Annotated in this window: 13 protein-coding genes; 8 read left to right on the forward strand and 5 right to left on the reverse strand. The window is 61.7% G+C overall.

All coding sequences use genetic code 11. The annotated features are described in order from the left end of the window. Positions 1-65 precede the first annotated feature (65 nt). Together QMK32_RS16930 and QMK32_RS16935 are read left to right on the forward strand one after the other, a co-directional pair. Complete coding sequence (locus QMK32_RS16930) at positions 66-1,502, forward strand: amino acid permease (RefSeq protein ID WP_283476272.1); 1,437 nt, start codon at positions 66-68, stop codon at positions 1,500-1,502. Between the two features lie 600 nt (positions 1,503-2,102). Beyond that, entirely contained in the window at positions 2,103-2,780 is a 678-nt protein-coding gene (locus tag QMK32_RS16935; RefSeq protein WP_283476274.1) for a peroxiredoxin-like family protein, read from the forward strand. A gap of 228 nt (positions 2,781-3,008) precedes the next feature. On the opposite strand, the gene codB is transcribed toward QMK32_RS16935, so the two are convergent. Together codB and QMK32_RS16945 are read right to left on the reverse strand one after the other, a co-directional pair. Continuing rightward, on the reverse strand, positions 3,009-4,343 hold the full coding sequence (codB, locus tag QMK32_RS16940) for a cytosine permease (RefSeq protein WP_283476276.1): 1,335 nt from the start codon (positions 4,341-4,343) through the stop codon (positions 3,009-3,011). Continuing rightward, entirely contained in the window at positions 4,340-4,804 is a 465-nt protein-coding gene (locus QMK32_RS16945) for a nucleoside deaminase (RefSeq protein ID WP_283476277.1), read from the reverse strand. Before QMK32_RS16945 ends, codB begins: the two co-directional genes overlap by 4 nt. 142 nt (positions 4,805-4,946) lie before the next feature. Here QMK32_RS16945 and QMK32_RS16950 point away from each other — a divergent pair, with 142 nt between their 5' ends. From QMK32_RS16950 to QMK32_RS16970, 5 genes are all read left to right on the forward strand, one after another. Further along, on the forward strand, positions 4,947-6,503 hold the full coding sequence (locus QMK32_RS16950) for a helix-turn-helix domain-containing protein (RefSeq protein ID WP_283476279.1): 1,557 nt from the start codon (positions 4,947-4,949) through the stop codon (positions 6,501-6,503). Positions 6,504-6,762: 259 nt separating this feature from the next. Then, positions 6,763-7,407 carry a TetR/AcrR family transcriptional regulator gene (locus tag QMK32_RS16955; RefSeq protein ID WP_283476281.1) on the forward strand — a complete coding sequence of 215 codons (645 nt, stop codon included), beginning with the start codon at positions 6,763-6,765 and terminating at the stop codon, positions 7,405-7,407. Positions 7,408-7,439: 32 nt separating this feature from the next. Beyond that, on the forward strand, positions 7,440-8,426 hold the full coding sequence (locus QMK32_RS16960; RefSeq protein ID WP_283476283.1) for an oxygenase MpaB family protein: 987 nt from the start codon (positions 7,440-7,442) through the stop codon (positions 8,424-8,426). Positions 8,427-8,472: 46 nt separating this feature from the next. Beyond that, positions 8,473-9,045, forward strand: a complete 573-nt coding sequence (locus QMK32_RS16965; protein WP_283476285.1) for a YceI family protein — start codon at positions 8,473-8,475, stop codon at positions 9,043-9,045. 134 nt (positions 9,046-9,179) lie between these two features. Beyond that, a complete protein-coding gene (locus QMK32_RS16970) occupies positions 9,180-9,911 on the forward strand; it encodes an SIMPL domain-containing protein (protein ID WP_283476286.1) in 732 nt (243 codons plus the stop codon). A 22-nt stretch (positions 9,912-9,933) separates the two neighbouring features. On the opposite strand, the gene QMK32_RS16975 is transcribed toward QMK32_RS16970, so the two are convergent. Both QMK32_RS16975 and QMK32_RS16980 read right to left on the reverse strand, forming a co-directional pair. Beyond that, on the reverse strand, positions 9,934-11,496 hold the full coding sequence (locus QMK32_RS16975; RefSeq protein WP_283476288.1) for a long-chain-fatty-acid--CoA ligase: 1,563 nt from the start codon (positions 11,494-11,496) through the stop codon (positions 9,934-9,936). A gap of 262 nt (positions 11,497-11,758) precedes the next feature. Continuing rightward, a complete protein-coding gene (locus QMK32_RS16980) occupies positions 11,759-12,049 on the reverse strand; it encodes a hypothetical protein (protein ID WP_283476290.1) in 291 nt (96 codons plus the stop codon). Between the two features lie 186 nt (positions 12,050-12,235). Between QMK32_RS16980 and QMK32_RS16985 the strand changes: the two genes are divergently transcribed. After that, positions 12,236-12,847 (forward strand): PaaI family thioesterase, encoded by a 612-nt coding sequence (locus tag QMK32_RS16985; RefSeq protein WP_283476291.1) that lies wholly within the window; start codon positions 12,236-12,238, stop codon positions 12,845-12,847. A gap of 194 nt (positions 12,848-13,041) precedes the next feature. Here the strand turns inward: QMK32_RS16985 and QMK32_RS16990 are convergent, their stop codons facing one another. Beyond that, positions 13,042-14,466 carry an amidase gene (locus tag QMK32_RS16990; RefSeq protein WP_283476292.1) on the reverse strand — a complete coding sequence of 475 codons (1,425 nt, stop codon included), beginning with the start codon at positions 14,464-14,466 and terminating at the stop codon, positions 13,042-13,044. Positions 14,467-14,902 lie beyond the last annotated feature (436 nt).

The following is a 14,902-nucleotide window of genomic DNA, read 5'->3' on the forward strand; positions in this document are numbered from 1 at the left end:
TGTGGTCCGCGCCACATGATGCCGAACTGGCGCACAATCAACGTTGACTCGCAGGAGAAGAGCACATGTCCAAACGATCGGTGAAGTATCCGGTGCAATCCACGGAGGGCACCCACAAGTTGCGCGGCGCACTGCGCGAACGGCAAATGACGATGATCGCCATCGGAGGCGTGATCGGCGCCGGACTCTTTGTCGGCTCCGGCTCCGCCATCCAGATCGCCGGCCCTGCAACACTCGTGGCTTACGCGGCGGTGGGCATCGTCATCGTTCTCGTCATGCGGATGCTCGGCGAGATGTCCGTGAACAGGCCGGAGAGCGGTTCATTCTCCAGCTATGCGAGCCGCGAACTCGGCTCGTGGGCGGGATTGTCCGTCGGCTGGCTCTACGCGTACCAGTGGTGCATCACCATCGGGTTCGAGGCCGTCGTCGGAGCAGCCATCACGCACCAGATGTTCCCTTCGATACCAACGTGGTTGGCAGCATTCGTGTTCATGGCGGCGCTGATCGCCGTCAACTTCACCCGGGTGGAGAACTTCGGCACCTTCGAGTTCTGGTTCGCCATGATCAAGGTTGCGGCCATCGTCGTATTCCTGCTGCTTGGAATCGCAGCGATTCTCGGCATGTTCCCCGGCGTCGACGCGCCGGGCATGTCAAACCTCACCGGACAGGGCGGCTTCGCGCCGAGCGGCTGGTCCGCGGTCCTTACGGCATCACTCGTGGTGTTCTTCTCATTCTTCGGCACCGAGGTCGTCACTATCGCCGCAGGTGAGGCAGAGGATCCCGTGCGGGCTGTCCGTACCGGCATCAACTCGGTGGTCTGGCGCATCCTTCTCTTCTACGTCGGCTCGATCATCATCATCGTCACTCTTCTGCCATGGAATTCCACCCAGGTCGCAGAGTCCCCGTACTCGGCTGTGCTGAGCAACCTCAACATCCCCTACGCCGGGACGGCGATGAACATCATTGTGTTGATCGCCGTGCTGTCCTGCCTGAACGCGGGCATCTACGCGTCGTCCCGCATGTTGTTCTCACTTGCCGCACGCGGCGAGGCGCCGAAGATCCTCTCGCGAACCACAAAGTCGGGCGTGCCTGGCTACGCGGTATTCGCGGCGTCGAGCGTGGGCCTGCTGACCGTCGTTGCCAACTACTTCCTGCCCACCGCTTCGGTATACGAATTCTTGCTGAATTCCGCCGGCGGAATAGCGGTAGTCGTCTACGTCTGCATCACCGCAACCCACATCCGCAGCCGTATGCGTATGTCGGCTGAAGAGCGTGCGCAGCTGAAGTTCAAAATGTGGCTGTTCCCAGCGCTCGACATTCTCGTACTTATCGTGCTGATCGCCGTCATCGGCGGCATGGCCAACAATCCTTCGAGCCGAGAGTCTCTGGTGCTTACAACCGTAGTCACCGCGATAGCTGTCACCATCGGCGTTATCAGACAGCGCTACCACCGCAACCGCCCTTCGATGCTGACATCGCCGACCGAAACAGAGCGAGTCTGACTCTCGCGACCTCGAGTGCGCCCGCATGGACCCGAACGGGCTTCCGGCGGGCGCACTGTCGTTCTCGCGCTTCGGTATCCGGTGCACGCCCTGATATCAGATCGGGGATCTCTCCGGACAATGCGAAAACTATTCGCGCACAGTGTGTATGGGTGATGCAGATCGATAGCCTCGTGTGCATATGGTTTTGAGAGGAGCGCGCTTCACGCAGTTCTCGCCGAAAGAGCATCGAGGTTCCGAACGGTTCACCGTTGGGGGACGCCAACTGCAGCGCTGTTGTCTCGTGCGTCGTCCAATTGTGGGTCGTTCGGTGGTGCACAATTCCGTATTTCGATGCGTACAAGAATGTCGAAAGTGGGGATCTATCCACAAGTTCCGGTAGCTTATTCCTGTTGCATTGCTTCATAGTTTGTGTCTGGACCTCATCGATCGAGCCTGTGGCGAGCGCGGTCCTGAGATGCCCTGCCGACGTGCGGTGACCCACATGCCGCAGCCGTCACTGTGAAGGCCAGTTCTGCTACCTTGCTCATGGGACCGAAGGGCACCAGGCTCGACCCCAGCGATACTCCAACGACCCCTACCGAATCGGAGCTCCTGCGGATGCCTACTCCTCACACACCGATTGCCGACCGGGTTGTAGAGCTTCAGCGAAAGTCAGCGACACGGCTGCCGGCAGATGTGAGGGCGGCTTTCGATGCCGACCTGGCACGGGTCACCGCAGCGGGGATACCGGCAGATGTCGCTGCCGCCGGCACGGCTATGCCCGACGGAGACGTTGTCGACGAGAGCGGACATCCCACTACGTTGGCGTCGGTCCGGGCCGGCCGCCCCGCAGTGGTGGTCTTCTACCGAGGGGCATGGTGTCCGTACTGCAACCTGACGCTGCGTGCCTATGAGGAAACGTTGGTGAGCGAGCTCGACGCTCGTGGCGTCGCTCTGGTGGCTGTCAGTCCGCAGAAGCCGGACGGTTCGCTGTCGATGCAACAGAAGAATGATCTGACCTACACGGTGGTCTCCGATCCGGGGAACCAGATCGCAGGCCGGCTCGGCATCCTCACCGCACCAGGGGAAGAAGCCCGCAACGCTCAGGTAAGCCTGGGACTCGACCTCGCCGACATCAATGCCGACGGGACCCCTACAGTCCCGTTTCCCACAGTGGTCGTCGTCGACGCAGCCGGCTCGATCCGGTGGATCGATGTGCACCCCGACTACACCTCCCGTAGCGAGCCCGCTGAGATCCTCACCGCCCTCGACGCTGCCCTCGCACACGGCCAGTAACAGCAACGACGATCGTCGCTGCCAAGACAACCGTCCATGTGAGCCCTTTCAAGTTCGACGGAACTTTTCAGTCGAGCCCGTCGAGTCCAGTTGTCGCGCTGCCACAGTGAGAGATGCCGAAAACTCGGTGGAGCGAAGCCTGAGAGCAGGTGAACAACTCGCTGTTGCGGTGCGAACGAAGAATCGGTGCCCGTAGGACACCGATTCTTCACTCGTATCGCAACTGGTTCAGGCAGTCGGGCCGACGCTCACCCGGCTAGTGGCCCCCGGCGCGGCGAAGCGCCGATGCAGGCCCACTGTCAGGAGGATGGCGACAACGATGCCGATCAGTGGAGGAATCCCCACCTCGAACTCTCCCGAGAGCCATGCGAGGAAGGCTGCAATGGCGTAGACGGCGAGATGGCGCCAGTACACCGTCTGCGGGGTGTGGTTTTCGGGAATGCCTCGACGCCATCGGCACAGGAAGTCCCCAATGAGCACTCCTCCCAATGGTGGGATGAAGGTTCCGAGCAGACTCAGATAGTCGACTAGATGGTTGTGCACTCCGGTCAGCGCGAGCAGCGTGCCGATCACACACCCGCCGATGATAAACGGCGCCTTTCGGGGGTGTCCGAACATCTCGGCACCGGCGACTCCGAAGGCATATGCGGTGTCGGCGTTGCTCTTCCAGAGGTTTCCGAACAACAGCACCAAGCCCCAACCGACCAGTCCGAGATTGTAGAGAACAAGCACAAAGTCACCTTCACCGAAGGTGATCGCTCCGATGGCGCCGAACAGGATCATCAGTCCATTGCCGACGAGGAACCCGATTATGCAGGCCCAAGCTGCTTGCGATCCGGAACGGGCGAATCGGGTCCAGTTGGGCGCTTGCGTCCCCGCCGATACAAAGGTGCCGACCACTGTCGTGATTGCGAGCGTGACTGTCATCGTCGTCGTGGGCTCGATCGAAGTCAGACCTGAGAATCCGCCGACCTCGTCGAGGGACCGGGACACCACCCAGCAGGCCAGGGCGATGATCAAAGGAGTCGAGATCAACGAAACCCAATACATCCCGCGGTATCCGTAGCACGCGGTGATGCACATCAGGATGCTCGCCGCGATCATCACCGCCGCGCGGGCGGCGTACGACTCCCAGCCCAAAGCTTGCGCGGTGAGGTCACCGATCGTGCCGATAATGACGCCGTACCAACCGATTTGAGTGCCACCGAGCAACAACGAGGCGAGCTTGGATCCGCGAGAGCCGAAGCTATAGCGCGCCATGACGACGGTTGTCAGCCCCGTGCGAGCGCCGGCGTACCCCATCATGGCGACGTACGCGCCCAAGATCGCCGATCCGGCAGCGATCACCATCATCAACTTCCAGAACGAGAATGCGGTGCCGAGCGCTGCGCCGGCGAGCATCGTCGGTGTGAAGATGGTGAACCCCAGCAGCACCACTGCGAGCGAGAAGAACGGCTTGCGGGCACTCAGAGGCACAGGTGTGACGGGATAATCCAGGTCGATGGGGGTACCCGAGTCCGTGCGGTTGGCTTCGACCGGCACGGGTTCGGCAGTGCTGCTCATGCTTGCTCGCCGATGTCTTCTAGCCACAGGCTCGGTCGCTCGGCCAACATGCGTTCCATCAGCGTCATGCACTCGGCGTCGTCGACGACGTCGACCTGCACCCCGTGGTCACGCAACCACGATTCCGACGACTCGAACGAGCTGTTTTCGCCGACAACGATTCTTGGAATCTCGTACAGCACAGCAGTGCCCGCGCACATGAAGCATGGAGACAGAGTCGTGTAGAGGACACACTTACGGTAAACCGAGGCCTGGAGCCGCCCGGCTTGTTCTATGCAATCGGTTTCTCCGTGGCGGATGGCGCTGTTCATTTGAACTCTGCGGTTGCGGCCGACAGCGAGAACTTCGCCCTCGTGAACCAACGCCGCACCGATCGGCACGCCACCTTCCTCCCAACCGATCTTCGCCTGTTCGATGGCGAGTCCCAGAAAATACTCATCTGTGCGGACCGAATTGTTCAAGTGTCCTCCTTGACGATGATGAAACGACCTTGTGGCACGTGTCACAATTCGACCAGGCTTGAATTGGGTTGCCAAGGGACAAGCTGTCCATTGGGCAGAAGGCACTCTATGACGAACTGTCCCTTCGATCGAGTATTGAGGGATGCTGCCTACTCTGCGAGAAGTTCTCGCTTTGCCATCGTTCAAGGCTGCCGCCATCGAGGTGCTCGCGGGCTCTCCCGATACGGCAGTGATCCGCTGGGTCCATTCGTCCGAGGTGTACGAGATGGGCGGGCTGCTCGCTGGTGGAGAGCTACTTCTCACAACAGGACTCGGTCTCCATGGGCGGTCCGCCGAGCAGCTGACTGCCTACCTCGACCAGGTGGCGGACGCCGGTTGCGTTGCACTCGCCATGGAGGTCGGACGCTCGTTCCTCACGGCCCCGCCCGAGCTCGTCGCGGCTTCTCGACGTCGGGGCGTGGCGTTCCTGACCCTGCATACGGTGGTCCCATTCGAGCGGATGGTCGAAGACTTTCATGACCTGATACTTCGTCGCAGGCTCGGTTCGCCGCGGGCCGGCGAACCCGTCTGGCAGGAACTTCTGGATATCGTCGTGGCGGGGCAGGGGATGACCGCGCTGCTCAACGGGATCGCGCGTCTCGCAGGGTGCGGGGTCGATCTTGTCGACGCGGAAGGCCGAGTCGTCGAACGCAACGCCACCGCCGCGGAGCGGTCGGAGAGCGAGCGGACCATCCTCGATGTGCGCGGCCCAACCGGCTCGCTCGGCAGACTGGTCCTGAGCGGACGGGCAACCGCGCGGCGTTCCGCTGTCGCGAACTGCGCGGCTGTTGCAGTGGCATTGGAATTGGGCCGCCACCCCGACCTCGGCCCGCGGCAGTCGCTCGCCCAGTCGGTGATCACCGACCTGGTGGGGGGCGTGCTCACCTCGCACGGTGACCTGTCCGAGCGTTTGAGTGCTGCCGGCTGGACACCCCTGGACGGCAAGCACATGCTCGTTGCTGCCGTCGACGTCGATCATCGAACACCGGTTCGCGAGCTCGCGGACCCTGTCCGGGAGGCGGTCGAGGCAGTGCTCGGTCGGTGTCTGATCGGGGTGACCGCTAACCACGTAGTCGTGCTCGCTCACGGATGGCTGCTCGCCTCGCCCGGGCGCGTCCGGGCCGCCTTCACCGAAGTCGACGAGCTACTGCGTCGGGGACCCGGAGGCTCGGCGATACGCACACTGGGGGTGGCTGCGCCGGTCAAGCAACTGTCCGATATCTCGACAGCGCTCGGTCAGGCGCGCGAGGTCGTCCAGATCGCCCGGCGTTTCGGAACCCGGACCGGGGTTATCCTCGCGAGAGACGTCGGTATTCAACGGTTACTCGCCGCCGGCGTGGCAGCGACCATGCTGAACGCGTTCGTCGCCGAGCAGCTCGGCCCCGTGATCGCCTACGACACAAAGCATTCCGCAGATCTTGTACGGACTCTCGATGCGTTCATCGCAAACCGAGGTAGCAAGGCCCAGACCGCGGTCCTTCTTGGGATTCGACGTCAGTCCCTCTATGCCCGGTTGGCGCGTCTCGAAAAGCTGCTGGGCGCATCCCTCGACGATCCGATGCAGTTGGTGTGCTTGGGTCTTGCACTGACCGCGTGGCGCATGAAGACCGGTCTTGACCCACAGGCCGCTTTCGCGCGTTCCCCATACGGCCAGGCGTAATCCGCTGCATCTGTTTCGGCGGACGGGGTGTGTCGCGGCGTTTGCATCGTGTCAACCAGAGGTGTCGCTCATTGCTTTGCCAGTGTCGACGCGGACCAGGGTGCGGGCTGCAAGTGTGCCGTCGCCGATTATGGTTACCGCCTCGCTGGCTGTGCAGTCAGCAGTGCGCGATGCAGGTGCGCCGGACCGAGGGTCGAGCCGCCCGTGTCAGCACCTGCAGCCAGGCTCTCGACACAACTCGGTCGGATAGTCTGACTCCGTGAATCTGGGAGTGGTACTCGAACGGGTGTTTGCGGGAGAAGCTAGCGACGTGCCGGATGACCCGACGGCGACCAAGATCCTGGATGGAGCGGTAGGGGTATGTGCCGCTAACGGCATCGGATCGCTGACGATCGACGGTGTTGCACGTCGCGCGGGGGTCAACAGGACCACCATCTACCGTCGCTTCGGTGACCGCGATGCTGTGCTGCAGGCGATGACTCTGCGTGAGGGTGAGCGCATTGCGCAGGGGATCATGAAGTCTCTGAGGGGGGTCGATGATCCGGCTGAGCAACTCGTCGAAGGCTTCGCGGCCGCGGTGCGCCTCACCGAGGCGCATCCGGTGATTCGACGCACCGCCGAGTTCGAGCCGCAGGATCTCATCGCGGCGGGGCTGGCTGACGAAGCCGCGTTGCTTCGGCTGGGCAGCTCCTTCGCCGCCGCTGGAGTACGAAAGTTGCAGTTGGACGGCCGGGCGACCCACCTCGATGCTGATGCAGTCGGAGAGACCATGGCACGGTTGCTCGCTTCGTTCGTGCTGATCCCCGCGCAGTACTCGATAGACGTTCGCACCGAGGAGGGGGCGAGAACCTATGCGAGACGAACTCTCGTTCCGCTTCTGTTCGGATCACCCGACAATACTTGACAGTGTGCAACATATGCAACACTATGTGTTGCATGACGAGCACAGTGAGCGCACCACTTGATTTCGGCATCTTCGGCCCCGATTCGGTTACCTGGAAGGTTTACCGCTGTCCGACCTCGATGACGGTGGGCTTCACGCGCACTGCGCTCACCGAGATGTTCGACCCATTGGTGGTGGCGTCGGTAGCCGGCACCGGCTCGTTGCGGGAGCGCGCCGCCGACCGGTACGACCGCACCCTGGAATATGCCGGTGCACTGGTCCTGGCGGACAGCGCTACGGCCGCGCATGCCGCGGACACTCTGATGCGCATACATACGAGGATCACCGGTCGGGACCCAGTAACCGGACAAGCCTATGAACCCAACGATCCCGCAGGTCAACTGTGGATTCACCTGACCCAGTGGCAATCGGTCCTCCACGTATACGAGCGATTCGGGCCCGGGCGCTTGAGTGCAGAGGACGATCGCCAGTATTGGGAAGAATGCGCCATCGCCGCGCAGTTTCAGACAATCGACCCCGCTGACGTCCCGAGGAGCCGCGCCGAAATGCGGGCGTACTACCAGCGCGTTCTTCCCGATCTGGTAGTCAGTGAAACGGCAGTCGAGCATGCGCACCTCATCTTGAATGGTGCCAACCTTGCGCTCACCGAGCTTCGTGGTCCTTTGCGCGTCGTGAGCCCGCTGGTCCAATGGTTGCTACGCCGGGCAACGATAGCCACTCTGCCTCGCTGGATGCGCACAGCGGTCGGGTCACGCCAAGGACCGATCGTCGACGCCGGCGTTGCCGCAGTGCTGCGCCCGATAATGCGCTTGGCCGCGCGTCAGCCGAAGATGTTGGCCAAGAAGCTCGAAAGCTCCTCACCTCGAGCCTATGCCGTGCTCGCACCGGCTATTCTCGACATTTCGCCGACGACGCCTGAGACCGTTTCAGTGCAGGAAGCCTTCCTGCGCGCCGGAAGGCCCTTGCCGCGTGAGCAGTATCTGGCCCTCGTGAGCGACTCGGTCAACTCAGCCCTCTGATCCCCGAACGCGAATTTCGGCGTTGATCGACTATTACAGTCGAGTTATGACTCCTGTGAGCTGGACATTCGACGCATCCGATGGAGGCCAACTGACGATCAAGACGGACGTCACCGGCAAGGCGTCCAAACTGGGCCACCGTCTCACCATTGCAATGAAGTCGTGGACGGCCGCTGTCGACTGGTCTGGGGACACTCCCACCTCGGTCACCTTCACCGCCGAAGTCGATTCACTCGACGTGGTCGGCGGCGAAGGTGGTGTCACGCCGCTGATCGGTCCGGAGAAGATCCTCGCAAGATCCAACGCGCTGAAGACCTTCGACGCGAAACGGTACCCCCAGATTCGCTTCCGCTCAGACGATATCGCCGCGATAGAGAACGGATTCAGCCTGCGCGGCACGATGGAGATCCATGGTGTCACCCGCGAGATGACTGTGATCGTAACCGTTGCCGACGATGGTACGAAATGGCACTGCGCATCGGAAGGCACAGTGCGCCAGTCAGATTACGGAATCAAGCCGTACTCCCAGATGCTGGGTGCTATGAAGGTGGTCGACGAGGTGACCGTGTCTTTCGAGGCCGAGCGCACGAAGCCAAACGTGACTCCACCGATTGGGTAGTCGACGCGAATAATCCCAGGTGCGACGGTAGTCGTTGTGATGCGCGACGGGTACTTCGTTGCCGCTGAGTGGACCAACCATGATTCGTCGTTCGTGGTCTTTCGAGTTCTACCGAAACCGTGCACACTACGTCGATGACTCGAAAACGATGGGTACAGAAGGCGATCGGTTCAGCAGCACTACTCGTGGCAATCGGTCTGACCGCGGGGTGCGGGAACAATTCAGCGTCCGCCGATGGACCGCCCGGCGTCAACGTCAACGGCGTCGGTGAAGTCGAAGGCACACCCGACACCCTGACGGCGCAGATCGGCGTCGAGACGATAGCCGACGACGTCACGACCGCCATCGATCAGGCGAACACCGCGGTCGGCACAGTGACCGATGCGATATCGGCCGCAGGCGTCGATCGCGAAGACATTCAGACTCAACAGGTGTCCATCAACCCCCAGTACTCGGGTGGGATGCTAGGCGGAACCTCAGAGATTTCCGGCTACCAGGCAACCAACACCTTGCGAGTCACGGTTCGGGACCTGTCGAAGGCGTCGACGGTCCTCGGCGACGCCACGTCCGCGGGTGGCAACGCAACCCGGATATCCGGAGTCTCGTTCCGCATCGACGACGATTCGGAACTGATATCTGACGCGCGGGCCCGGGCATTCGCGGACGCCCGCGATCGCGCTGAGCAGTACGCGACGCTCTCGGGTGGCGCTCTCGGGCAGGTTCTGTCCATTACCGAGAACATAACCGGGCAGGACCAACCGTCGAGATTCATAGATGGTTCCAGTGCAGCAGACTCATCGGTCCCCATCGAACCCGGGCAGCAGACTGTCAGCGTGTCCGTGGCCGTCAAATGGGCTTTGGACTGATCCGCACCAATTTCCTCGCTGTCTAGATCAACTTGTTGTCTCGGTTGTCCCAGTACGGTTTGCGGAGGTCGCGTTTGAGGATCTTTCCGGTGGGGTTGCGGGGGAGGACTTCGACGACGTCGATACTCGTGGGGCATTTGAACTTTGCGAGACGGCCGCGGGTATAGGTGATCAATTCGGATTCATCGACGATCGCGTCGGGCACGAGAACGACAACGGCTTTGATCGTTTCACCCCAACGGTCGTCGGGGACGCCGATGACTGCGACCTCGGCGATTGCGGGATGCTCCACGAGGATCCGTTCGATCTCAGGTGAGTAGACGTTCTCACCACCGGTAATGATCATGTCCTTGAGGCGGTCTTCGATGAATATGAAGCCGCCATCATCGGCTCGTCCCATGTCCCCGCTGCGCAACCACCCTTCGGCGGTGATGGTTTCGGCTGTAGCCTCGGGTTTACCCAGATAGCCCGGGGTGCATTGTTCCGACCGCCACCACAGTTCACCAGTGATCCCGGTTGGTGCATCCTCGAGTGTCACGGGATCGACGATCCGGACTTCCATACCGGGGATCGGCGTCCCAGCCGAGGCCATGCGTTCGGTCTGGGCCTCATCGCGATGAACGTCGGGCATCAACGCGGTGACCACCCCAGCCAACTCGGTCATGCCGTAGACCTGTACGAACTCGGTGTCCGGCCAGGCAGCAAGTGCAGCGCGCAGCAGTGGCAGCGGCATCGGTGCAGCGCCGTAGACGATGCGCTTGAATGCCTTGAACGCGTTGATCGCTTGTTCTCCCGCAGCCAACACCCCAGCGATCACCGGGGGAACGAGGAAGGCGATGTTGGCGCCGGCCGCGAGTCCGGCAAAGATAGACGGGCCGTCAGCTTCCCGGGTGAAGTAGCAGTGTTTACCAGCATGAATTCCCATAATGGCGTAGCAGGTTCCACCGACGTGGAACATAGGCATGGCGACCAAGAATCGGTGGTCTTCCTCCACCGGCATGATGTCGAGCATGCTGTCGCTGTGTGCGAAAAGGTTTCGATGTGTCAGCCGAATACCTTTGGGACGACCGGTAGTCCCTGAGCTGTAGAGAATCAGTGCAGTTGCATCCGGGCTTACATGTGGACGGGGGTGTAAAGGCGAGACTCCGTCGATCCAAGGCTCGAACTCATCGTGTTCACCGCCTATCGAGAAGATCCTTTCGACGGCGGTCAGACGGTCGCGGATCGCAAGAATCTGTGGATGGAGTTCGCTGCCGACGAACAGGATGCGGGCACCTGAGTCGGCTAGCACGTAATCGAGTTCTTCACCTGCAAGCCGCCAGTTCGGAACGACGTTCGCCGCACCGAGAAGCGAAGCGGCATAGGTGACTTCGATACATGATAAATTATTTTTGTCGACAAACGCGACCGTATCGCCGGCTACGATACCCGCGTCGGCGAGGGCGGCCGCGACGCGGAGGATGCGGTCATACCACTGTGACCACGTGTATTCCGACCCTTGGAATGCCATCGCAAGCTCGTCGGGTTTGACCGTCGACCAATGCTCGACGCGATCGGAGATGATTGCTGCGGGGGAATCGGACATCGAACCATCCTCATATCGTATTGGCGTACGGATTACGCAAGTCCGGTTGCCTCGCAATCGTGAACCGAATATTAACTTGGGCCTCGGTCCGGCGGGCGACTTCCGTCCAAATCGAAGTCTCCGAGTTCGCGACGACGAGAGTGCAATACCTGCCGTCAGCGAAGGGGACCGAGGTCCCGCGCGGGGATCTATGTCGGTCATCGGCTCCCTCGGCGAAACGTAGGTGTCGCATCGGCTCATCAGTAGACACTGGCACCCCTGCTCATCGAGCCGCCACACCCATGCGCAGGGCGGGATTCGTTCGATCGACGCGCTGTTCGCACGTTGGAGACGCTACGGATGGGGTGTAATATCCGGTGGCTATCGAGCCGATGACCGAGTGGGCGGCGATTCGCGGTCGACCGTGAGTGTTCGACGCAAGTTCATCACGTAATGCTGTGATCTGGATGGTGAGTTCGGTGATCTGCTTCTGGGTTGCAGCTTTGTCGGCGAACGACGATCCGCGTCGCTCCCATTTCCCGATCCATGAAGCTCGATGCTCTGTGATCGTCACCTGGGTCGAGACCTCGATGCGTCTGCCTTACTGGTGGATTCGAGGCCTCGCATCCCCGCTCGATACTCGAGATGCTCGACAACCCTGGAGTAGGTTCGAGATCGGCCAATTGATCGTTGACACGGGAGCTAACCGACCAAGTGGGTGCAGATAGCTGTCTCCGGTGATGTACTGCACAATTAAGGTGTGCAGTACGTAATCGAAGATATCGACGCAGCTGAACTCGCCCGCCGCCGAGCCATCTACGTTCCGCTCACGGAGGCCGTCCGCGACCTCATCGACGCAACCATCCGCACTGAGGTCGACGATACCGTCATCACTCAGGTCCGTGACGAGATCGCTGCTGCGACGGCAAAACTTCGCGCAGAGCAGATCGTCGGGTCATATGGTCTGCGGAAAACCCCCGTTGGCGATTCAGTGTCTTGGGGCAACGTCGCGGTGGGCCTGCGCAATGCGATCGCCCCTCCGATCATGGTCGAGTCTTCCCCCGATGGGCTGCACTGGGCCGAGCTCACTCTCGGGGCAGCCTATGAAGGTCCGACCGGCCTGGTGCATGGAGGGATCGGGGCACTGATCCTCGATCACGTGCTCGGGGCCACCGCGAAGTCCGTTGCGCCGAGCTTCACCGGCACCCTCACTCTGCGTTATCGCCGCGGTACCCCGTTGGGCACGCTGCGTGCCGAAGCCCGTGTAGATCGCACGGAAGGCCGCAAAGTGATTGTCACTGGAACACTGTCCGACGCCGACGGCGTCACGATAGAAGCAGAGGGCATCTTTATCCGCCCTGAGACGAGCTGATAACTGAGTAAGACCAAAGCGAGCGTCACGGTGCGGTGCGGCCGTGGCCGTGGTTGCGGAGGCTATTTCCTGGATCGCCCCGCACTTCTAGCGGAAACCGGCTGCAAAAGAGACCTTTATGCCGACTCGGTTGGGCCCCGTGCCCACCCTTGCTCTGTTGAGAGGGTGTAGCAGTGCCGGTTGCAAGGCCGTGGTTAATTCACTGGTGGCCAGATCGGCGTGATGCTCCAAGGCTGCATCGACTCGATCTGTGAGGCGATGCGGATCAGCAGGTCCTCGCGACCGAACGCCGACACGAACTGCACACCCAGTGGCATACCGGTCGAGTCCTGACCCAGGGGCAGCGAGATTGCTGGCTGGCCGGTGATGTTGAAGGGGCTCGCGAACGCGCTGTAAGCCCCCGCATAGGTCCAAATCGACTCGATGCTGCTGGCATCGAGCAGCCCGAGAGGAGGTGTCGGCTCAGCGAGGGTTGGCGTGACCAGCAGATCATAGTCAGCGAAGAATCCGCCGACTGATTCGGCGACGAGGCTGAGCTTTTCCATTGCGAGAGGGAACGCGCTTGCGCCGAGTTTCTTCGTGCGTTCATAGACCACTCGGACCGCGGCCTCCAGATCGTCGTCTCGGAGCCCTCGCCCGAGTTGCTCCAGCCGGGCGTCTACCGCCATCGCCATCGATGCCGCGGTTCCCTGCCGTATTACAGCGGAATTGTCGCCTAGCGCGAAGTCCGGCTTTCCGGAGCTGATCCGATGGCCCAGACTGGCCAGCAGAGCTGCGACGTCGTCGACGGCCGCCGCGCAGTCCGCGTGTGCGGGCGTGCCGTTCGGCAAGTGCGTCATAGTTCCGATCCGCAGCGCGCCTGGGTTGACACCCACCTCCTGCACATAGGGGCGGGACTGCTGCACAATCGTTATCGGCGCCCCGCGCTGCGGCACGGACACGATGTCAAGAAGCAGCGCCGAGTCCCGCACGCTGCGCGTAACTGCATGCTGCACCGACAATGGCGAGGTGAGGGCATTACTCCCGACACTCCCGATGGCTCGCCCCCTAGAGGGCTTGAGGCCCACCAGTCCTGTCATCGCCGCCGGGATGCGTATGGAGCCGCCGCCATCACTGGCGTGCGCGGCAGGGAGCATGCCAGAGGTGACCGCGGCCGACGCACCACCCGACGATCCACCTGGGGAGTGGCTGAGCCGGTGCGGATTGCGCGTAGGTCCGAACAGGGCTGGCTCGGTGCTGGCGTTCTGGCCCCATTCAGGGGTGTTGGTCTTGCCGACGATCGCCATGCCCGCTCGTCGGTATGCAGAGACAATCGGCGAGTCGGCCTTGGCTACCGCGTCGGCGAAAAGCCGAGAGCCATGCGTCGTCGGCAACCCGGCGACATCGGTGACGAGGTCCTTTATCGCAAACGGCACGCCAGTGAGTGGGCCCTCCGGCAGCCCCGCCTCGATCTCTGCCCGAACCTGGTCCGGGCGCTCGGCGATAATTGCGTTGACGGTGGGGTTGCGCTCGGCGATTCGGGCAAGTGCGAACTCGACGACTTCGCTGACAGAGACTTCTTTATCAGCGATCGCCTTTGCCAACCCCGTCATGTCCCGCTCGTCGAACAATTTTTGCATGCTTGCTCCTGACCTCGCAGTTGTTGCCATACAACGAGGGCTCGCGCCAAGAAAAAATCGGCGCGAGATCTAGTCGCAGGTCGACAACTATTTTGATGCCGCACTTGTGGTCAAAGTAGCAGCGACCCCTGTTCGGGTGGTGACTTGTTTCACACAGCGAGACAAGCGCCTAGGACGGCTCAATGACTTTTCACGGGTAATCAGCATGACGTCTGACGTGTGGAGGCCCGCTGAGCGCGCGCGCAGTGAAAGCCCATCCGCCGCATCGAGTTCTCCCGATTGCGGAACCCTCATCCCGAGCGTTTCACGGTCTTGACCAATCGGTTGGAGCCCCCCCCCGCTCGAGCGTTGGCGATTCCGGTGCCGAGGAACGCTTTCGTATCCGGCCACTTGCGGCGCAACTGCTTCCGAGCAATCTGCACACTCTTGATTTCGA

Source organism: Rhodococcus sp. H29-C3 (assembly GCF_030063405.1).
Lineage (GTDB): Bacteria > Actinomycetota > Actinomycetes > Mycobacteriales > Mycobacteriaceae > Rhodococcoides.

Excerpts from the sequence above, each read along its gene's own strand:
- QMK32_RS16930 (WP_283476272.1), top strand. The coding sequence starts at position 66 with ATGTCCAAACGATCGGTGAAGTATCCGGTGCAATCCACGGAGGGCACC.
- QMK32_RS16935 (WP_283476274.1), top strand. The coding sequence starts at position 2,103 with ATGCCTACTCCTCACACACCGATTGCCGACCGGGTTGTAGAGCTTCAG.
- codB (WP_283476276.1), bottom strand. The coding sequence starts at position 4,343 with ATGAGCAGCACTGCCGAACCCGTGCCGGTCGAAGCCAACCGCACGGAC.
- QMK32_RS16950 (WP_283476279.1), top strand. The coding sequence starts at position 4,947 with ATGCTGCCTACTCTGCGAGAAGTTCTCGCTTTGCCATCGTTCAAGGCT.
- QMK32_RS16960 (WP_283476283.1), top strand. The coding sequence starts at position 7,440 with ATGACGAGCACAGTGAGCGCACCACTTGATTTCGGCATCTTCGGCCCC.
- QMK32_RS16965 (WP_283476285.1), top strand. The coding sequence starts at position 8,473 with ATGACTCCTGTGAGCTGGACATTCGACGCATCCGATGGAGGCCAACTG.
- QMK32_RS16970 (WP_283476286.1), top strand. The coding sequence starts at position 9,180 with ATGACTCGAAAACGATGGGTACAGAAGGCGATCGGTTCAGCAGCACTA.
- QMK32_RS16975 (WP_283476288.1), bottom strand. The coding sequence starts at position 11,496 with ATGTCCGATTCCCCCGCAGCAATCATCTCCGATCGCGTCGAGCATTGG.
- QMK32_RS16990 (WP_283476292.1), bottom strand. The coding sequence starts at position 14,466 with ATGCAAAAATTGTTCGACGAGCGGGACATGACGGGGTTGGCAAAGGCG.